General features: G+C 70.1%; 19 protein-coding genes. 8 read left to right on the top strand and 11 right to left on the bottom strand.

Going from position 1 to position 19,094, the window contains the following annotated elements; translation table 11 throughout:
• Positions 1 to 44: 44 nt before the first annotated feature.
• The 4 genes from ACUZ2Y_RS04075 to ACUZ2Y_RS04090 form a co-directional block, all read right to left on the bottom strand.
• Entirely contained in the window at positions 45 to 737 is a 693-nt protein-coding gene (locus tag ACUZ2Y_RS04075) for an MBL fold metallo-hydrolase (protein WP_476327023.1), read from the bottom strand.
• A gap of 58 nt (positions 738 to 795) precedes the next feature.
• Positions 796 to 2,352, bottom strand: coding sequence for a polyprenol phosphomannose-dependent alpha 1,6 mannosyltransferase MptB (mptB, locus tag ACUZ2Y_RS04080; protein WP_476327025.1), 1,557 nt, complete (start codon positions 2,350 to 2,352; stop codon positions 796 to 798).
• Between the two features lie 157 nt (positions 2,353 to 2,509).
• Positions 2,510 to 3,253, bottom strand: a complete 744-nt coding sequence (locus tag ACUZ2Y_RS04085) for a S8/S53 family peptidase (RefSeq protein WP_476327027.1) — start codon at positions 3,251 to 3,253, stop codon at positions 2,510 to 2,512.
• 107 nt (positions 3,254 to 3,360) lie between these two features.
• Complete coding sequence (locus ACUZ2Y_RS04090) at positions 3,361 to 3,888, bottom strand: hypothetical protein (protein WP_476327029.1); 528 nt, start codon at positions 3,886 to 3,888, stop codon at positions 3,361 to 3,363.
• 212 nt (positions 3,889 to 4,100) lie between these two features.
• On the opposite strand from ACUZ2Y_RS04090, the gene ACUZ2Y_RS04095 reads away from it, so the two are divergent.
• Complete coding sequence (locus ACUZ2Y_RS04095) at positions 4,101 to 7,256, top strand: GH92 family glycosyl hydrolase (RefSeq protein ID WP_476327033.1); 3,156 nt, start codon at positions 4,101 to 4,103, stop codon at positions 7,254 to 7,256.
• On the opposite strand, the gene ACUZ2Y_RS04100 is transcribed toward ACUZ2Y_RS04095, so the two are convergent.
• Genes ACUZ2Y_RS04100 through ACUZ2Y_RS04120 form a run of 5 tightly spaced genes read right to left on the bottom strand, consistent with a single transcriptional unit; the run spans position 7,250 to position 10,885 of the window.
• Positions 7,250 to 7,777, bottom strand: a complete 528-nt coding sequence (locus tag ACUZ2Y_RS04100) for a hypothetical protein (RefSeq protein WP_476327035.1) — start codon at positions 7,775 to 7,777, stop codon at positions 7,250 to 7,252. The two genes, ACUZ2Y_RS04095 and ACUZ2Y_RS04100, sit on opposite strands and share 7 nt — an antisense overlap.
• 52 nt (positions 7,778 to 7,829) lie before the next feature.
• Positions 7,830 to 8,258 (bottom strand): hypothetical protein, encoded by a 429-nt coding sequence (locus tag ACUZ2Y_RS04105; RefSeq protein ID WP_476327037.1) that lies wholly within the window; start codon positions 8,256 to 8,258, stop codon positions 7,830 to 7,832.
• 16 nt (positions 8,259 to 8,274) lie between these two features.
• Positions 8,275 to 8,976, bottom strand: coding sequence for a histidine phosphatase family protein (locus ACUZ2Y_RS04110; protein ID WP_476327039.1), 702 nt, complete (start codon positions 8,974 to 8,976; stop codon positions 8,275 to 8,277).
• Positions 8,977 to 9,011: 35 nt separating this feature from the next.
• Complete coding sequence (locus ACUZ2Y_RS04115) at positions 9,012 to 9,839, bottom strand: undecaprenyl-diphosphate phosphatase (RefSeq protein WP_476327041.1); 828 nt, start codon at positions 9,837 to 9,839, stop codon at positions 9,012 to 9,014.
• On the bottom strand, positions 9,836 to 10,885 hold the full coding sequence (locus tag ACUZ2Y_RS04120) for an LLM class F420-dependent oxidoreductase (RefSeq protein ID WP_476327043.1): 1,050 nt from the start codon (positions 10,883 to 10,885) through the stop codon (positions 9,836 to 9,838). The genes ACUZ2Y_RS04115 and ACUZ2Y_RS04120 overlap by 4 nt, the downstream gene beginning before the upstream one ends.
• A gap of 343 nt (positions 10,886 to 11,228) precedes the next feature.
• On the opposite strand from ACUZ2Y_RS04120, the gene ACUZ2Y_RS04125 reads away from it, so the two are divergent.
• From ACUZ2Y_RS04125 to ACUZ2Y_RS04145, 5 genes are all read left to right on the top strand, one after another.
• On the top strand, positions 11,229 to 11,474 hold the full coding sequence (locus tag ACUZ2Y_RS04125; protein ID WP_476327045.1) for a helix-turn-helix domain-containing protein: 246 nt from the start codon (positions 11,229 to 11,231) through the stop codon (positions 11,472 to 11,474).
• A 156-nt stretch (positions 11,475 to 11,630) separates the two neighbouring features.
• Positions 11,631 to 12,608, top strand: a complete 978-nt coding sequence (locus tag ACUZ2Y_RS04130) for an aldo/keto reductase (RefSeq protein WP_476327047.1) — start codon at positions 11,631 to 11,633, stop codon at positions 12,606 to 12,608.
• Between the two features lie 89 nt (positions 12,609 to 12,697).
• Positions 12,698 to 15,352: an AMP-binding protein gene (locus tag ACUZ2Y_RS04135; RefSeq protein WP_476327049.1), complete on the top strand. Its 2,655-nt coding sequence runs from the start codon at positions 12,698 to 12,700 to the stop codon at positions 15,350 to 15,352.
• Between the two features lie 67 nt (positions 15,353 to 15,419).
• Positions 15,420 to 15,977, top strand: a complete 558-nt coding sequence (locus ACUZ2Y_RS04140; protein WP_476327051.1) for a helix-turn-helix domain-containing protein — start codon at positions 15,420 to 15,422, stop codon at positions 15,975 to 15,977.
• Positions 15,970 to 16,845 carry an SRPBCC domain-containing protein gene (locus ACUZ2Y_RS04145; protein WP_476327053.1) on the top strand — a complete coding sequence of 292 codons (876 nt, stop codon included), beginning with the start codon at positions 15,970 to 15,972 and terminating at the stop codon, positions 16,843 to 16,845. The genes ACUZ2Y_RS04140 and ACUZ2Y_RS04145 overlap by 8 nt, the downstream gene beginning before the upstream one ends.
• Here the strand turns inward: ACUZ2Y_RS04145 and ACUZ2Y_RS04150 are convergent.
• A complete protein-coding gene (locus tag ACUZ2Y_RS04150) occupies positions 16,829 to 17,248 on the bottom strand; it encodes a hypothetical protein (protein ID WP_476327055.1) in 420 nt (139 codons plus the stop codon). The two genes, ACUZ2Y_RS04145 and ACUZ2Y_RS04150, sit on opposite strands and share 17 nt — an antisense overlap.
• 166 nt (positions 17,249 to 17,414) lie before the next feature.
• Here ACUZ2Y_RS04150 and ACUZ2Y_RS04155 point away from each other — a divergent pair, with 166 nt between their 5' ends.
• Both ACUZ2Y_RS04155 and ACUZ2Y_RS04160 read left to right on the top strand, forming a co-directional pair.
• Positions 17,415 to 18,410 carry a YncE family protein gene (locus tag ACUZ2Y_RS04155; RefSeq protein WP_476327057.1) on the top strand — a complete coding sequence of 332 codons (996 nt, stop codon included), beginning with the start codon at positions 17,415 to 17,417 and terminating at the stop codon, positions 18,408 to 18,410.
• A complete protein-coding gene (locus ACUZ2Y_RS04160; RefSeq protein ID WP_091369063.1) occupies positions 18,407 to 18,619 on the top strand; it encodes a DUF5703 family protein in 213 nt (70 codons plus the stop codon). The genes ACUZ2Y_RS04155 and ACUZ2Y_RS04160 overlap by 4 nt, the downstream gene beginning before the upstream one ends.
• Here ACUZ2Y_RS04160 and ACUZ2Y_RS04165 read toward each other — a convergent pair.
• Positions 18,612 to 19,094: a DUF2231 domain-containing protein gene (locus tag ACUZ2Y_RS04165; protein ID WP_476327060.1), complete on the bottom strand. Its 483-nt coding sequence runs from the start codon at positions 19,092 to 19,094 to the stop codon at positions 18,612 to 18,614. The two genes, ACUZ2Y_RS04160 and ACUZ2Y_RS04165, sit on opposite strands and share 8 nt — an antisense overlap.

The raw sequence follows: 19,094 nt of genomic DNA on the forward strand, positions 1-19,094 counted from the left end.
TGTGGGGTTGGGATGTGCTGTGTTGGCCACCAGCCCGTAGCGGCTTAAGAGGCAGTGTGTGCGGCGATCACTGAGCGCAGGACGGCTGCGGCTTCGCCCACCACCGGGTCGCCGTGGCCGAAGCAGGCGATGTCGACGTCGAGTTCCGCCTGCAGTCGGAACGACTCCATCGCGCGGTCCGGGTCGGAGTTGAAGACGCCGAGGATCACTTTGTCCTCGTAGTACGCGATGGTGTCGCCGGTGAACAAGACCCGGTGTTCCGGCAGGAAGATCGCGATGCTGCCGTCGGTGTGGCCCGGCACCGACACCACCTGGGCACCCCCGCCGAACGGCAGGACTTCCCCACCTTCCAGCTCCACATCCACCGGACACGGCACCGCATCGGGGACGGTAGGCACGATCTCGTCGAAGAGCGGGCGTTCCCAGTCCTGCAGCACCGGCTCCGGCGGCCCCGCTTCCCCACGAACGAGAGGGGCGTCGGCGCGGTGGGCGAACACGGGTGCTCCATGCCTGCCGCGCACCTCGGCGGCGCTGCCGGTGTGGTCGTTGTGCCCGTGGGTGAGCACGATTCGCTTGATCGCGGCCGTGGTCAGTCCTAAGCCGGTGACGGCGTCGGCGATCGTCTGGGCTGAGCCCGCCGTGCCGGTGTCGATCAGCGTCAGATCATCGCCGTCGCGCCACAGGTAGGCCTGGCCGATGGGGAAACGGATCAGGGTGAGGTTTTCGGTGATCAGCATGTCCGCGAGGCTAGGCGCGTGTTCACGCGCCTAGCCCGTCGTTTCGCGGAGAGCGGAGTCAGACCTTCGCGGGGAGGGTGACGAGTTCCTGCCGTTCGCCGAACAGGCCAAGCGGGTCGTTGCGCAGCAGGGAGATTCCCGCGAGCACCGACACGGCGATGGCACCGGCGATGAACGGCCAGTTGTAGAGCAGGTCCTCACCGGCGGGCGAGTACGTCAGCACCAGGAACACCGCGGCGCTGGCCAGGATCGCGAGCTGGCGGCGCTGCCACGGCAGCGCGGCGGCGATCACGAAGCCCCACGTCAGGTACCACGGCAGGGTGGCGGGCGAGAGGACCGCGACGGCGAACAGGACGAACGCCATGCGGCGGACCGCGTCGGAGCCGCCGTGTCGGGAGAGCCACCACTGGCGGATCGCGATGGTGAAGAACAGCAGGCCGCCGATCGCGCGCGTGGTGTTGACGAACCAGCTCTTGTTCGCGTCGATGACCACGTTGACGATCGTGTGGATGATCTCGCCGACGGCGGTCGGCAGCGAGAGCCAGTTGACGATCATCGCGGGGGCCTGCAGGGCCTTGAACCAGCCCAGGTTGACCCCGGCGAGCCATGTGGTGGCCGCAAACGCGGTGACGAAGATGGCGACGGCGGCGGCGCAGGCGCGGGTGAAGTTCTTCCAGAACGTCGAGTTCAGGTGACCGGCCCACACCCACACCAGGAACGGCAGGGCGATCGCGGCGGTGGCCTTGACCGCGGCGCCGAGGGTCACCAGCAGGATGCCCACGACGTGCTTGCGTTCGAGGACGCACAGCGTTCCGGCGGCGAGGAAGCCCACCATCAGCAGGTCGTTGTGCGGGCCGCCGACGAGGTGCACGACGGTCATCGGGCCGGCGACGGCCAGCCACAGGGTGGTCGGCAGGTTGCCGCCGAGGTGGCGGACCAGGCCGGGCAGCGCCCACAGCAGCAGTCCGAGGCCGATGAGCAGCCCCAGGCGCATGAGGATGACGCCGAGGATCATGTTCGTCCCGGCGATCGCGGCGATGCCCTTGGCCATGAGGATGAACAGCGGCCCGTAGGGCGCCGGGGTGGTCTGCCAGAAGGGGTGCACGTTCTGCACGAGTTCCTGCAGGCCCAGCACGATCGGGCCGACCGCGTACGGGTCCTCGCCGTAGAGCGGCAGCGCGCCCTGGGCGAGGTAGGAGAACACGTCGCGGGTGAACACCGGCGGCGAGATGAGCAGCGGGCCCATCCAGCACGCGGCGGCGACGAGGACCGGCCGGGAGCCGACCCGGCCCGCGAGCACGTGCCTGCCCAGCCGGATCCACGCCCACACGACCAGCGCGAAGCCGAGGTAGAGCACGACGGTGGCCAGCATGCGGCCATGGCCGTATCTGATCCACGACAACGGGCCGTGGCCGAGGACGGGGTCGCTGACGAGGATGCCCGCGGCGCCGAACGCGCTGATGAGGATCATCAGGCTGCCGATCGTGCCGAGGGCGATCGTGCGCACGGGAAGCGGGCCCCTGCGCTCATCGGCGACGGGGGCTTCGGCGTGCTCAATCTTCTCTGCGACCAAGGACTCTTCCACGTCTGGAGACGGATCTGTGGTGGTGGCCATCGTGGGTTGAGATTACACAGGGCACGCGGACCGCTTTCGCGCAATGGTCATTACGGCGGTACCGCGCGCGTGCGATTGGTCACCTCGGGTAGCCGCCGAACGGCTCACGTGCGGCGGGTCGGTCGCTGGGGTGAGCGGTCACACACAGTCCGCCGGGTCACCCCGCGGCGAAGTTGAGCAGGCCGAGGTGTTCGTGGGCGCGGGTCGCGTCGAGCAGGGGTGGGCCGCTTCGGCGGGGGTTGGTGGCGCCGATGGACAGCGCGGAGCGGACCCGGTGTCCGCCGGCGAGGGGGTGCAGCGAGAGCAGGAGGGCGGCGGTTCCGGCGACGAGGGCGGCGGCGACGCCGTTGCCGGAGGCGGGCCCGGTGGGCCCGGGGAGGTTCTCGCCGGGGGCGAGGAGGCCGCGGGGGTCGTCTTCGAGGTCGACGAACCAGCTGACCCGGCCCGACGGTGCGCAGGAGGAGACGGGCAGCACCCAGGAGTGGGTGGTCAGGTCGGTGTGGGCGCCACCCGCGGCGACGATGAGGACACCGCGTTCGGCGGCGCGGTCGAGGGTTTCGGCGAGGGTGCGCCGTTCACGCACATCACGGTCGCCGCTGGGGTCGAGCAGGCCGGTGCCGATGGCGATGACGTTCGCCGGTCCGTCGAGCAGTTCGCCCAGGATGACCGATAACTCGCCCGGGGTGACGCCCGCGTCGGGGCAGGTGCGGGGCAGGATCGGGCACAACGGGCTGACCGAGAGCGCGTCGCCGCTCAGGACGCCGGCGAGGGCGGTGATGTCGTTGTCGCCGCTGATGAGTCCGATGGCGATGTCGGGTGACCCCGCGCCGTGGCGGCGGACCGGGGGCAGCCGCACGAGGTCGAGCAGCGGTGAACGAACGCGGCGGCGTGTTCCGATCATGGCCGCACACCTCCAGCCGTCGTCTCGGCCTTGCGGAGGTCTCCGCCGGGCATCGCGAACTGTAGCGGCGGGACGTCGCTGTGTGATCACTCCAAGCGAGTGAACGTTCAGCCGGTGGAGGACTTGACTCGGCCCGCGGAGAAGCGGTCGATGGCTTCGAGGATCTCGCCGCGGCTGCGGGTGAACAGCCGGGTGTCCAGGGGCAGGCCGGGCCCGGAGGCGACCGGCCACGCGTCGCGCCGGTGCAGGCCGGTCACCCCGGCGGTGCCGGGGGTGACGCCCGCGCGGAGCCGGAAGCGCAGGGTGGGACCGTCGATGACGACCTCGCGCAGGGTGTCCCATGGCAGGAACGCGGGGCCTTGGCCGGTGGGCAGCCGCACGCCTTCGACGTCGATCAGGAGCGGCGACTCGCGGCGGTGGCGGCGGAAGTAGTAGGCGCCGAGTTTGGCACCGGGGGTGGCGAGCGCGGCGCCGATGAGGAGGATCGCGGCGCCGGCGCCGATCACGTCGGCGACCGTGGCGATGATCACCGCGAGGAGGGCGATCACGCCGCCGGCGACCCAGGGGACCAGTGGTCGCCGCCAGGCCTCGAGGTCGACATCGGCCACGAACGATTCTCCGGCCCCAGACGTCATCGCATGGTCCTCCCCGACAGAGTTCGATGTTGGGGCGAACCTTATGGGCCGGGCGGGTACCGGCTGGTCCAACCCGCCGGGCTGGTGGGATGAGCTCGGTCACCGTGGAAAATGGGTGGGCGGGCGCCGCTTCCTCGTCGACACCCGCCGCTGCCCATCATGCCGGGTGGGTCGCGGCGCCGACCACTCGAATTTCGGCCTACCCTTGATCAATGACCTTCCGCACGTCGTTCGAGCCCGACGATGCCGTCCCGACCTGGTCGGACACCGTGGAGGTGTCCGCGCGCGGTTCGGCGGTCTCCGACGGGGCCACGTTGCGGACCAGGGTCGAGGGCGGCCCGGCCGACGCCCTGGCCGCCCGATCGGGGGCCGGGTTCACCGGTTCGTGTGCGCTTCGGTACGAGGGCGCGCACACGGCGTCGGGTGTCGGGCACCAGACGAACCGGGTGTTCTGGACGGAGATCCCGGTGGTCTCGGACACCGTGCTGAGCTACGTGGTCTTCCCGGAGCTGGTGGGCGGCGACCTGCGGTATCCGAGCACGTATGTGGCCGTGGACCTGCTGTTCGACGACGGCACGTACCTCAGTGAGCTCGGCGCGGTCGACCAGTTGGGGTTCCCGATGACCCCGTTGGGGCAGGGCGGGTCGCGGGCGCTGTTCCCGGATCAGTGGAATCACCGGTCGGTGCGGCTGGGCGAGGTCGCGGCGGGTCGGACGATCACCCGGATCCTGGTCGCCTACCGCGGCCCGGAGGGCCCGGTGGAGTTCGCGGGGTGGATCGACGACCTCGCGGTGGAGTCGGTGCCGCGGCGGGTGCTCGACCCGGTCGACCGGGTGCTCACCACGCGCGGGACGCACTCGTCGAACGAGTTCTCCCGGGGCAACACTTTCCCGGCGACGGCGGTGCCGCACGGGTTCAACTTCTGGACGCCGGTGACGAACGCGGCGGTGACGAACTGGTTCTACGAGTACCACCGCGGGTCGACCCCGAGGAACCGGCCCGCGCTGCAGGCGATCGGGATCAGCCACCAGCCCAGTCCGTGGATGGGCGACCGGCACACCTTCCACCTGATGCCGACGCGGGAGACGAAGGTAGGGCGGGAGGCGCGGGCGCTGACGTTCCGCCGGGAGCACGAGATCGCCCGCCCGCACTGCTATGAGGTGCGGTTCGACAACGGGATCCGCGCGGCGGTGGCGCCCACCGACCACGCGGCGGTGCTGCGGTTCACCTTCCCGCCGGGTCAGGCGAACCTGGTGCTGGACAACGTGGGCCTCGGTGGGGCGGTGCGGGTCGCGCCGGACGGGACGATCACCGGGCACTCCGATGTCCGCAGCGGGCTGTCGGCGGGAGCGGGCCGGATGTTCGTGCACGCCACCGTGGACCGCCCGGTCCGGGAGGCGGGGCACCGGCTGCGGGGGCTGGCGTGGGCGCGGACCGCGCTGGTGCGGTTCGAGCCGGAGGCCGAGGGCGAGACGGTGCTGACGGTGCGGATCGCGACGTCGCTGATCAGCCCGGAGCAGGCGCGGCGCAACCTGGAGGCGGAGATCGGCCCGGACGACACGTACGAGTCGGTGCGGGATCGGGCGCGGGCGCACTGGGCGGAGCTGCTCGGCCGGGTCGAGGTCGAGGGGGCGAGCGAGGACGAGCTGACGACGCTGTACTCGTGTCTGTATCGGCTGTTCCTCTATCCGAATTCCGGATACGAGGAGACCGCGTCGGGCCCGCGCTACGCCAGCCCGGTGAGCCCGCCCGCGATCGTGGACGGGAAGGTGTTCGTCAACAACGGGTTCTGGGACACCTACCGCACCTGCTGGCCCGCCTACGCCCTGCTCGCCCCGACCCGCTGCGGTGAGCTGATCGACGGGTTCCTGCAGCAGTACCGCGACGGCGGGTGGGTCTCCCGGTGGTCCTCCCCCGGCTACGCGAATCTGATGACCGGCACCAGTTCCGACGTCGCGTTCGCCGACGCCTACCTCAAGGGTGTGCGCGGTTTCGACGTCCGTGACGCCTACGCCGCCGCCCTGCGCAACGCGACGGTGACGCCGCCGGACGAGTCGGTCGGCCGCAAGGGGCTGGAGCGGTCGATCTTCCTGCACTACACGCCGACCAGCACCCACGAGGGCCTGTCGTGGGCGTTGGAGGGCTGCGTCAACGACTTCGGCATCGCCAACCTCGCCGCCGCCTTGGGCGATGACGACAACCACGCCTACTTCCTCGACCGGGCCCGCCATTACCTTCACCACTTTGATCAGCGGATCGGCTTCTTCCAAGGCCGCGGTCCGGCCGACGGGTGGCGGTGGTCGCCCGCGTCCTACGATCCCAAGGTCTGGGGCCACGACTACACCGAGACCAACGGGTGGACCGCCGCGTTCGCCGTCCCGCACGACGGCGCGGGCCTGGCCGAGCTGTACGGCGGCCCGGACAAGCTCGCCGCGAAGCTCGACGAGTACTTCGCCACCCCCGAGACCGGCAGGCACCCTGGGTCCTACCGCCGGGTCATCCATGAGATGACCGAGGCGCGCGACGTGCGGATGGGGCAGTACGGGCACAGCAACCAGCCCGCCCACCACATCCCGTACCTCTACAGCCAGGCCGGCCAGCCGGCGCGCGCCCAGGAGAGGGTGCGTGACGTGCTGGCCCGGCTTTATCAGGGCAGTGAGATCGGCCAGGGGTATGTGGGTGATGAGGACAACGGCGAGATGTCGGCCTGGTTCCTGTTCAGCGCCCTGGGTTTCTACCCGCTGCGCGTGGGCAGCCCGACCTATGTGATCGGCTCGCCGTTGTTCCCGCGCGCGGTGGTGCGGTTGGAGAACGGGCGGGAGCTGGTGGTGAGCGCGGCGAACCATGGCAGGCGCAACGTGTACGTGCAAAGCCTGCGGGTCAACGGGGAACCGTACGGGCTCACCTACATCAGCCACGAGGTGCTCGCCGAGGGCGCGCGACTGGAGTTCGAGATGGGCCCGGAGCCCTCGGACTGGGGCACCGGCCCCGACGCCACTCCCCCGGCGCTGGGCGCGGGCCCACCGCTGCGCGACGTCACGCGCGGCATGGCGGGCCCGCTGTTCGACGACACCACGCGCACGGAGTCCGTTGTGGACGGTCCGGTGGAGATCGAGACGGGCCCGGCCGAGGTGCTGATCTACACGCTCACCTCGAGCGGCGAAGGCCCGGACCCGACCGACTGGGTGCTGCGCGGGTCGATCGACGGGGTGACCTGGGATGAGCTGGACCAGCGCACCGACCAGAAATTCCCGTGGCGCAGGCAGACCCGGCCCTTCAAGGTGAAGGCGCCGGGCCCGTACCGCCGCTACTCACTGGTCTTCGACGGTGTCGCCTGCCTCGCCCAGATCGAGCTGCTGGCTCAGTAGCGGCCGCGCTGGAAGCGCAGCCAGGTGCCAGTGCTTTGGACGCCTGCCTGGATGAGGCTGATGACCGGCAGCACGCTGAAGACCATCGCGATGAGGACGAGGCCACTCTTGGCGCCGGCGGGATCCTCGGGATCAAGGTCGGTGCCGGGAACCCGCACGGCGACGACGATCCAGAGCAGCGACAGCACAAGGTGGATGGCGTTGCCCGCGATGAGCACCGCCCGGTTCTTGCCGAAGATCAGCAGGACACCGCCGGCGATCAGCGCCACCATGGCGATGAGCTGCAGACCCCAGAGAGCGTGCGCCATCACGGCATGCGTTCCGGTCTTTTGCATGGCCATTCCGACCATGACGAGCGTCGTGATCGCGGTGAAGCCGCCTTGGACGAAGGCCAGCACGGCCGCCGACACCACCATCCCCGGCCGGGTCACAATCGGTCGCGAGTGGTCGACGGGCGCCATCGGCAGACCACCCAATTGCGGGTAGCCGCCGGGCTGTTCGTCTCCCCAGTTGTGCGTCATCAGCGCTCCTCGTTCGCGAGCCGATCCGGTCGGCTCGGGTGCCCAGTATCCGTCAGTGCGAGCGCAGCCAGTCACCGGTGTCGCGGTGCCAGGTCTGGATCAGGCTGATGACCGGCAGCACGGCGAACGCCACGGCGAAGCGGGTGACCACGGCCTGCCCACCCGCGGGGTCGTGTACCTCGATGTCGCCGCCGAACTCGACCGCGGTGGCGATCCAGAGGCACGACAGCCCGAGCTGCACGGCGTTGCCGCTGGTCAGCACCTTGCGGCCGCGGCGTTGGAGCAGCACGATCCCGCCGTGGACCAGCAGGTACAGGCCGATGACCTGCAGCACCGCGAGTCCCAGGACGGCCGGGGCCGCGGAGTCGTCGCGCAGGAAGCCGACCATCAGCATGTAGATCGTCGTCATCGCGGTCGCGGAGGCCTGGACGAACGCCAGCACCGCGGCCGACAGCGCCACACCTGGCCGGTCCGGGGTCATCAGTGGGTTTACGAAATCAGGCGCCGGTGGAGCCGCCGACGACGGCGTCACCCGAGGCGACCGCGTCGTCCTCGGGCTTGGGCTCGGGCGGGACGATGCCGGTGAGCGCGTTGCCTAGGTCGTTCATCCGCAGCACGAACGGCCGGGTCTCGGTGTAGCGCACCACCGACACCGAGGACGGGTCGACCATGATCCGCTGGAACGCATCCAGATGCAGCGCTAACGCGTCGGCCAGGATCGCCTTGATGACGTCGCCGTGGCTGCACAGCAGCCAGACGGCGTGGTCGCCGTGCTCGGCGGTGATCTTCGCGTCGTGCGCGCGGACCGCGGCCACCGCGCGGGACTGCACCGCCGCCAGCCCTTCGCCGCCGGGGAACACCGCGGCGGACGGGTGCTGCTGCACGACCTTCCACAGTGGTTCGGAGAACAGGTCTTTGAGCGCGCGTCCGGTCCAGGAGCCGTAGTCGACCTCGGCGAACGCGTCCTCGGTGACGGGGACGAGTCCGCGGTCGGCGGCGAGCGGGGCGACGGTCTCCGCGCAGCGGGTCAGCGGCGAGGAGACGATCGCGCGCAGCGGGACGTCGGCGAGGCGGGCGATGAGTCCGTCGGCCTGGGTGCGTCCGGTGTCGTCGAGGTGCACCCCTTCGGAGCGCCCGGCGAGGATCCCGGAGCCGTTGGCGGTGGATCGGGCATGTCGGAGCAGAACGACTGTGGCCACGGGTCCGAGCTTAATGCGCGGCCCGGACCGGCCCGCTAGATCGGGTCGACGACGCCGGTGGCGAGCAGGCCGCACAGCACCGCGCCCACAGCGATCCGGTACCAGACGAACACCATGTAGCTGTGCTTGGAGACGTAGCGCAGCAACCAGGCCACGCAGGCGTAGCCGACGACGAAGGACACCGCCGTCGCCGCGATGGTCTGCGGGATGTCGGCTTGCAGGCCGGGTCCGCTGCGGTCGAGGACGTCGGGGATGGAGAAGATCCCGGCGCCGAAGACCGCGGGGATGGCCAGCAGGAACGAGTAGGTGGCCGCTGATTCCCGGTTGAGCCCGAGGAACAGGCCCGCGGTGAGGGTTCCGCCCGAGCGCGACACCCCGGGGATCAGCGCCATCGCCTGCGCCAGGCCCATGAAGATGCTGTCCTTCATGGTCAGCGTGTCCCGCTTGAGCTTGGCGGTCTCGTCGGCGATGGCCAGGATCACCGCGAAGATCATCAGGACCATGGCGGTGATCCACAGGTTGCGCAGCCCGCTGCGGATCTCGTCCTTGAACAGCACGCCCAGCAGGCTGATCGGGATCGACCCGATGATCACGTACCAGGCGAGCTTGTAGTCCGGGTCCGTGCGCGCGTCAGCGTTGAGCAGCCCGCGGAACCACGCCTTGATCAGCCGCCAGATGTCCTTGGCAAAATAGATGATCACCGCGGCCTCGGTGCCGAGCTGGATGACCGCGGTGAACGAGGCGCCCGCGTCGCCCCCGAACCACAGTTCGGAGACGATGCGGATGTGCGCCGACGAGGAGATCGGGAGGAACTCGGTCAGGCCTTGGACGATGCCCAGGACAATGGCTTGAAACCAGGTCAACTACCGACTCCCGCGAGATCCAGAGCATCGACGGCGACACGCAGGGCCGCCTTGGCTTGCTCCAAATCTTGCAGGATGGGCGAAACGGTCAGTGTGGTGACCCCCGACGAGGCCAGGGCCTGCATCTTCTCCGCGATGCGCTCCTTGGGGCCGAGCAGCGCGGTGTCGTCGATGAAGCCCAGCGGCACCTTCGCGGCCGCACCTGCGTAGTCCTTGGCGAGGTAGAGGTCCTGGCATTCGGTGGCCTCGGCCTCGTAGCCCATGCGGCAGGCGAGCTGGTTGTAGAAGTTCTGCTCGCGGCTGCCCATGCCGCCGACGTAGAGCGCGGCGTAGGGGCGCACGGTGTCCGCGGCGGCCTTCCAGTCGTCGCCGACGACGATCGGGGTGGTCGGGACGACGTCGAACCCGTCGAGGGTCTTGCCCGCCTTGGCCCGGCCCTTCGTGATCAGCTCGAGGGACTCGCGGCCGTGCTCGGGCGAGTAGAAGATCGCCAGCCAGCCGTCGGCGATCTCGCCGGTCAGCTCGAGGTTCTTCGGGCCGATGGAGGCCAGGTAGATCGGGATCTGCTCGCGCACCGGGTGCACGGTCAGCTTCAGCGGCTTGCCGGGGCCGTCGGGCAGCGGCTGCACGAAGTGCTTGCCCTGGTAGTCGACGCGCTCGCGGCGCAGCGCCTGGCGCACGATGTCGACGTACTCGCGGGTGCGGCCCAGCGGCTTGTCGAACTTGACGCCGTACCAGCCTTCGGAGACCTGCGGCCCGGACACGCCCAGGCCCAGGCGGAACCGGCCGCCGGAGAGGGTGTCGAGGGTGGCCGCGGTCATCGCCGTCATGGTCGGGCGGCGCGCGGGGATCTGCAGGATGGCGCTGCCGATGTCGATCCGCTCGGTCTGCGCGGCGACCCAGGCGAGCACGGTCGGCGCGTCGCTGCCGTAGGCCTCGGCCACCCAGGCCACCGAGTAGCCCAGTCGGTCGGCTTCCTTGGCCAGTTCGAGGTTCGCGGCGTCGTTTCCGGCACCCCAGTAGCCCATGTTCAATCCGAGTCGCATTCCGGCGACATTACTTGTCGGTAGCACCGGCTGCCAGGGGTTGCCAACTGTTGTCCGGTGAGGAGCGGTTGCGCGTGTCGGTCTTCTGGAGAGTGGGCGTTGGAGCGGGGGCGCACCCGATGACTGCGACCGGTTGGTAGTGGGCCATGTTGTGAACGAGGTCGAGTCCGGGATTAACGGGCGTTGCGGCTTTTTCCAGGTTGTCGGTCCGTGCCGTTACGGTCGTCGCCGTGGAGCATGGTGATCTGTTGGTGCCGTTCGGGTTCGGGAATCTCATGGCGTTGGTGGCCGCCTGCGGTCGCCAGGTTGTGGTGGTGGCCGTGGCTGAGACCGGTGGGCCGGGGTGAGTGCCACGGTGGTGGTGCGCGCATACCGGTTCGCCCTGGACCCCACACCTACGCAGGCCCGGGATCTGCAACGGCATGCCGGGGCGGCGCGGTTCGCCTACAACTGGGCGTTGGCGCGGGTGAAGGCCAACCTCGGGCAGCGGGAGGCGGAACGCTCCTATGACCTCGATGAGTGGCCGGGAGACGGTAAACGGACGTGGAGCCGACCAGAAGACCGAGCCTGGCTCGGCAGGTGGCTGTGAAGCGTCAACCCCCGCACCATTTCGGTGGGCAAGACGGGGACCGCTCGCTGGCAACGGCGGGCTGCGAGACAGGAACTCACCAGAGTTCTCGCACTCGCAACGGGACTCGGAGTGGCGTGCGCACTCAGGCGCACCCGCCGCCTAGGCTCCCTGCCCGTGGAGCAACGACACCTGGGACGTAGTGGGCTGCGGGTGTCCCGGATGGCTTTGGGCACGATGACCTGGGGCGGGGACACCGAGCCGGATGAAGCCGCCAGCCAGCTGACGGCGTTCGTCGACGTGGGCGGCACCTTTGTGGACACCGCCGACGTGTACTCCGACGGCGAAGCGGAGAACATCCTCGGCGCCCTGCTCGACGACGTGGTCCCCCGGGATTCGGTGGTGCTGGCGACGAAGGCGGTCGCGCGGCGCACCGACGGCCCCTTCGGCGGCGGCGCGTCCCGCGGCGCGCTGCTCACGGCGTTGGAGCAGTCGCTCAACCGGCTCGACACCGACCATGTCGACCTGTGGCAGCTGCACGCGTGGGACGCGACGGTGCCGCTGGAGGAGACCCTGGCCGCGGTCGACGCGGCCGTGCGCAGCGGCAAGGTCCGCTACGCGGGCATCTCGAACTACACCGGCTGGCAGACCGCGACCGCCGCGAGCCGCCAGGGGTTAACCGCCGGGGCCGCGCCCCTGGTCAGCACCCAGGTCGAGTACTCGCTGCTGGAACGCGGAGTCGAACGCGAGGTCGTGCCCGCCGCCGAGCACCACGGGCTGGGCATCCTGCCGTGGGCGCCGCTGGGCCGAGGTGTGCTCACCGGCAAGTACCGCACCAGCACCCCCGCGGACTCCCGAGGCGCTTCGGCGAAGTACGCGTCCTATGTGGAGCAGCACCGCACGGACCGGGCGGGGCGGATCGTGCAGGCGGTCGCGACGGCGGCTGATGGGCTGGGCACCTCGCCGCTGGCCGTGGCGCTGGCGTGGGTGCGTGACCGGCCGGGCGTGGTGGCACCGGTCGTCGGCGCGCGGGACACCGCGCAGCTGCTGGGGTCGCTGATGGCCGAGGAGCTGGTCCTGCCGCCCGCCATCCGGGCCGCGCTCGACGACGTCAGCGATATCGAACTCGGGTATCCGGAGCGCCGCCTCGGGTGATCTGTGACGCGAATGACGGATGACCCGCAAGGTTGGTTAGCCTATGCTCACCTCGGCATGTGCCCCACCGTCGACGCCGAGGATCATCCATGGAGCTGCTCAGCGCGCCCGTGGCTCTCGGGGTCCCATTCGTCCGAGCGCTGGCGGACTTCGGTGACCGGGTCGCGGTCGTCACCCGAGAGGGTTCGCTGACCTACCGGGAACTCGCCGACCGGGTCGAGTCCACCGCCGACGCCCTCGGAACCACCCGAAGACTGGTGCTGGTCGCGGTGGCCAACGATGTCGATTCCCTGGTCACCTACCTGGCCGCGCTGCGCGGCGGTCATCCCGTGCTGCTCACCGGTTCCCAGGTGGACGAGATGACCGCGGCCTACGACCCGGACGTCGTGCAGACCGCGGCCGGTCTGCGCGAGCGGCGCGAGGGCACCGCGCATGACCTGCACCCGGATCTGGCGCTGCTGCTGTCCACTTCGGGCAGCACCGGTTCCCCCAAGCTCGTGCGGCTGTCGGCGGCGAACGTGCAGGCCAACGCGGAGTCGATCGCGTCCTACCTGGACATCCGCGACACCGACCGTGCGGCCACGACCCTGCCGATGCACTACTGCTACGGGCTGTCGGTCATCAACAGCAACCTCTCACGCGGGGCGGCGCTGCTGCTCAGCGACCACTCGGTGGTCGACAGGTGCTTCTGGGAGTCTTTCCGTGCCCACGGCGGCACCAGTCTGCACGGCGTGCCGTACACGTTCGACCTGCTCGACCGCGCGGGCTTCGCCGACCGCGACCTCCCGACGCTGCGCTACGTCACCCAGGCGGGCGGGCGTCTCGCCCCGTCGCAGGTCCGCCGCTACGCCGCCCTCGCCGACGCGGGCGGCTGGCGGTTCTTCGTGATGTACGGCCAGACCGAAGCCACCGCGCGCATGGCGTACCTCCCGCCGGAACTGGCCGCGGCCCGCCCGGAGGCCATCGGCGTGCCCGTCCCCGGTGGCTCCTTCGAGATCCGCCCCGACGGCGAACTCGTCTACCGCGGCCCCAACGTCATGCTCGGCTACGCCCGCACCCCCGCGGACCTGGCACTCGGCGCCACCCTCGGCGCCCTCCCCACCGGCGACCTGGCCCGCCGCGCGGCCGACGGGCTCTACGAGGTCATCGGCCGCAAAAGCCGCTTCGTCAAACTCTTCGGTCTGCGCGTCGACCTGGACCGCATCGAGAAGATCCTCACGACCGCCGGCTTCGCCGCCGCCGTCACCGGCGACGACACCACCCTGACCGTCGCTCTGACCCACGGCCAGGACACCACCGCCGCCGTCGACGTCGTCACCGCCCGCACCGGCCTACCGCACCACGTGATCCGAGTCGGCGAGTACGCCACCCTCCCCCGCCTGAGCACCGGCAAACTCGACTACGCAGCCATCCACGCCGGCGCCACCTGCCCCGCGCACTCCCCTACACCACCCCCCGGACACTCCACCGCCAACATCCACGCACCAACACCCGACCATCCCCACCCGCCGACTTGTCCACACCCCCACCCAAACCAAGATCACCCGTCCCCCCACCCCGATAGACTGGCCAAGGGCCGTCCCCCCAGGGAAGGGCGGGGGCTGCGCGGGGGCGATTCTCGCGATTCTCGCGGTTTTTCGAGCGGGTCGGGCGGGTCTTCGGGCGGGTCGAGTGATTCGGTGCGGGCGGTGTACCGGCGGGCGCTCAACCGAGCCGACATCCCCGACGACGCCACCTTCGTCAGCCTCGGCGGCGATTCCCTGACCTACGTGCGCGCGTCCATCGAACTCGAACGTCTCCTCGGCCACGTCCCCGACGGCTGGCACACCATCCCGGTCGCCGACCTCGAACGCGCCCAGCCCAAGCGCGGCAGGCTGCGGTCGCTGGAGACCAACATCGTCCTGCGTGCCCTGGCGATCACCCTGATCGTGGCCACGCACATCGGCCTGACCCAGGTATGGGGCGGCGCGCACCTGCTGCTCGTCATCGCGGGCTGGAGCTTCGCCCGCTTCGCCATCGCCCCCGTCGACCCCGACCGCATGGCCGGTCGCATCGGCCGCGCCGCCGCCCGGATCGCTGTCCCGTCGTCGCTGTGGCTGGCCTGGCGGTCTGTCGAGGCCGAGAACGTGACCGTGTCGAACGTGTTGCTGGTCAACAACTTCGTCCAGTCGGGCACGATCGCCTACTGGTACGTCGAGGTGCTCGTCCAGATCCTCGTGCTGATGACCCTGCTGTTCGCCGTCCCCGCGGTCCGCCGCTTCGCCATCACCCACGGCTTCGCGCTTGCCCTGGGCGTGTTGGTGTTGTCGCTGATCGCGCGCGCGCCCGCGGAACACGTTCCCGGTTTCTCTCCGCGCGACATGAGCGTGCACGGGGTTCTGTGGCTGTTCGTCCTGGGCTGGGTCGTGCAACGCGCGGCGACGTCCTCGCAGCGGGTCGCCGCCGTGATCGTCACCTTGCTCGTGGTCCCCGGTTACTTCGACGACCCGGTCCGCGACGCCATCGTCGTCGTCGGCCTGTTGCTGGTGCTGTTCGTGCCGCGCCTGCATGTCCCCGGCCCGGTCGTGCGGCTCAGCGGCCTGCTGGCGGGCGGCTCGCTCTACATCTACCTGACCCACTACGTCGTGTTCCTGCCCCTGCTCCCGCACGTCCCCGCGGCCGCGGTCCTGGCGATCACCCTCGCCGTCGGTGTCGCCGCCTGGCGCCTGTCCTGCTGGGTCGGCAAGCTCCGCACCGCTCTGTAGAAACCCCGAAAAGCTTCGGCAGGCTCCATTGACAAAATAGATTTTTACGTCAAAACTTGACTTTGCCATGAGAGAAGTCCTCTATCTCGACCAGATCGAGCAGGCCGAGACCCTGCTCAAGCCGCAGCGCATCGAAGTGCTGCGGCAACTCGCCGAGCCACGCTCGTGCACCGAGGTCGCCACCCGCCTCGACCAGACCCCGCAACGCGTCTACTACCACGTCAAACGCCTGGTCGACGCCGGTCTGGTGACCCTGGTGAGCGAACGCCGGGTCCGCGGGATCGCCGAAGGCGTCTACCAGGCCTCCGCCCGCACCTACTGGCTCTCACCCCGCCTGGTCGGCAAAGTCGGCCTGCCCAAAAATCGCGACGAACTCAGCCTCGGCTACCTCCTCGACCTGATGGAGGACGTCCAGGCCGACATCGCCGCCCTCGACCGCACCGCACCCGACCTGCCCTCGATCGGGGTGTCCGGCGCGATCCGGGTCGAGCCCGAACGCCGCCAGGAGTTCCTCGACGACCTGCGCACCACGCTGCAGGACCTCTTCACCCGCTACGGCGGCGCCGAAGGTGACGCCTTCAAGCTCGTCATGGCCTGCTACCCGACAGGAGAACCCGATGACTGACATGACTTTCCGCGTCCGCGTCCCCGCACCTCTCGCCCGCGTCCGCCACGCCCTGACCGACCCGGCTGAGCTGTCGACCTGGCTCGCCGAACACGCCGAGGTCGACCTGCCGCACACCTACGCGTTCTGGGGCCGCTACACCCCCGCGGGCGACAAACCCCGCCAGCGCCTGCTCCACGCCGACGACACCACCCTGCGCTTCGCCTGGACCCTCGACGACACCGAGACCACCACCGAGATCAGCCTCGAAGCCGAAACCGACCACACGACCGTCCTCACCCTGACCCAGTCAGACATGCCGACCTGGGCGGAGATGATGGAGGACAACAGCGACCGCGGCGCCCTGCAGACCTTCTGGGCGCTGGCCGTGGCCAACCTCGTCGACCACCTCGACAACCGCACGCCGATCGCTCTCTGCGACTTCACCACCACCGACCTGCGCGCCCGATTCGACATCGCCGCCGACCCCGCGGCGGTGTTCGACGCCCTGGTCGACCCGGAGAAGTTCAGCGCCTGGTTCGGCGCGCGGTGCGACATCGAGCCCTACGTCGGCGGCCGGTTCGCCATGGGCGGCTTCGAGATCGAGGACAACCCCGGGACCGTCGTGGCTTTCGACCCGGGCCGCAAACTCGCCATCGACCTGGGCGGCGCGGGTGTGTCCACCTGGGAACTCGACGGCAGCGACGGCAAGACCCGGATCACGTTCGTGCAGAGCGGATTCGAGCACCCGCCCTACGGCTCCTGGATGGGCTGGCTCAGCGGATTCGGCGAACTGCGCCGCTACCTCGAGGTCGAGAACTGGAGCAACAGCTGGCTCAGCGTCACGATGCCCGGCATGCCCGAGGGCATCCTCACCATCGAGTCCTGACCTTCTCCGCGTCGGCGGGCTCGAAGAACCCGCGCACGTCGGGCCGGTAGACCAAATAGGTGCCGACGGCGACCGAGGCGACGATCGGCACCAGCAGCGCGACGTCGAGCGGCCCCGAGGTCAGCCCGATCGAGAACAACACCGACAGGCCCGACACGACGACCACACCGACCCGCGCCCAGTCACGCCCGGCCGACATGCTCACCGCTAGCCACACGGTCACCGCGAGCGGCACCAGGTACAGCGACAGGTCCAGCCCGCTGCGCGCCCAGACCACGGTCAGGTGAACCGTGGACAGCGCGACCTGGGTGATGAACAGCCCGCGGGCGGTGCGAACCGCCGCCGGCGCCTCGCTGGGCCGCGGGTCGCCGAAGATGGGCAGATGGGCCGGATCTATCGACATTGATACCTCCGTGTCCACTCCGTCGACGCCGACTGGGTGGTTGTTACAGGTTGGTGTCGAATCGGTGGCCGGATGTGAGACACATGTCGGCGCGGAACGTGGCCTCCTCGGGCATGGTGCGGGATGCTTATGGGAGATACATACCCCGTCGGCCACCGGAGGAAACTTGTCGCGACGCTTGGGCGCCGCCGTTGTCGCTATCGCCACCCTTGCCGGGTGCTCGTCCAACGGGCAGCCGCAAGACGAGCTGATGGTGTCCGACAACCCGGTAGCCGCCACCGCCGCGCACTCCCCCGCGCCCGCGACAACCCCCGCCGGAACGGTCCTGCCGCTCGCCGCGGTGTCCGCCGCCATCATCGACGACCGCACCCGCACCCTGGCTGTCGCCGTCGACAACCCCCCTGGCCTGCGGCTCTACGACCTGGACAAGCTGGACGGGGAACCCCGCACGGTCGACCTGGCCACCGCCGCCGAGTCACTCGCCCTCGCCGCCGAGGGCGGGCCGCTGCTCGCGGCGACCGGCAAGACGGTCGTGCGGGTCGACCTGACCTCAGCCGAAGTCACCCCGGCCACCGTCGACGGCACCGCCGCCAACGCCGCCGCGTACCGCGACAGCACCCTGGTGGCCGTGCGCGACCGCAAGTCCGTCGCCGTCATCGAGGGCACGGGCACCCGGACGATCACCGGTGGCCTGCTCAGCGCCGACCAGGTCTACGCCGTGGGCGACCGCGCCGCGGTCCTCGACCGGCTGCGCAACGCGGTGTTCGAACTCGACGTCGCCAAGGGCACCGTCGGCGAAGGCCTGCGCGCCGGGCAGGGCGCCACCAACGGCACCGTCGACCGGTTCGGCCGCATCCTGGTCACCGACACCCGCGGCGGCGCGCTGCTGGCGTTCTCCCTGGACCCGCTGCTGATGCGCCAGCGGTTCCCCGTGCCCGGCGGCCCGTTCGCGATCGCCTTCGACCCCCGCCGCGACCTGGCGTGGGTGACCCTGACCGAGACCAATGAAGTGGTCGGTTTCGACGTGGCAGGCGAACAACCCGAGCAGCGTTACCGGTTCCCTACCGTCGGCCAGCCGAACTCGGTGGCCGTCGACCCGGCTAGTGGGCGCGTGGTCGTGGCGTCCGCCAACGGAGGAGGTGTTCAGGTGATCGAACCATGAGTGACGGGGTGGTCGAAGGCGATTGGGAGTACCGGCCGCTGCGGCTGCCACCGGCGGTGTCGCGGCTGACAGCGGCCACACAACTGGCCATCCACGCGGAGTTCGCCGGATGGGAGCTGTCGAACGTGCGGCTCTACTCCGACGGCACCCGCAAAGTCTGGCTGCGGCGCAAACGGCGTCCGCACCCGCAGCCAGGCATCATCACCTGACGGGGAGCTGGTCGAACCCGTCCCACACCGCGCGCGACCCGGCGTCGCCGACGCGGTAGGCGTGCACGCCTGAGGCCGCCCCGAACCCCACCGCGAGCACCGCCGCGGCGATCACCGCGACCCTGCTCCACGAAGCGGGCTCGACCTGGGTGGCGGCCCGGTGCGCCAGCATCAGGGCGAGGACGACCACGAACAGCGGCAGCGTGAAGTAGATCATCAGGTCGCCGAGCCGCTCATGGGCGTTGATCAGCTCGTTCTCGGGCAGCCTGCGCTCCAACTTCTTCCCACTGTTGGTCGCCACCGGCGTCGCCGCGGCCGCCACAGCGGCACCGGCCACCACCAGCCACCCGAACCGCGCCCGCGCGGCGGGCCACACGGCGATGACCACCGCGCCCAGGGCCGACAGCGGGACCATCACGACCACGAGGTGCACGATCAACGCGTGCAGCGGAAGTCCGTTGACGAACTCAGGCAT

Source organism: Actinokineospora sp. UV203 (assembly GCF_056323665.1).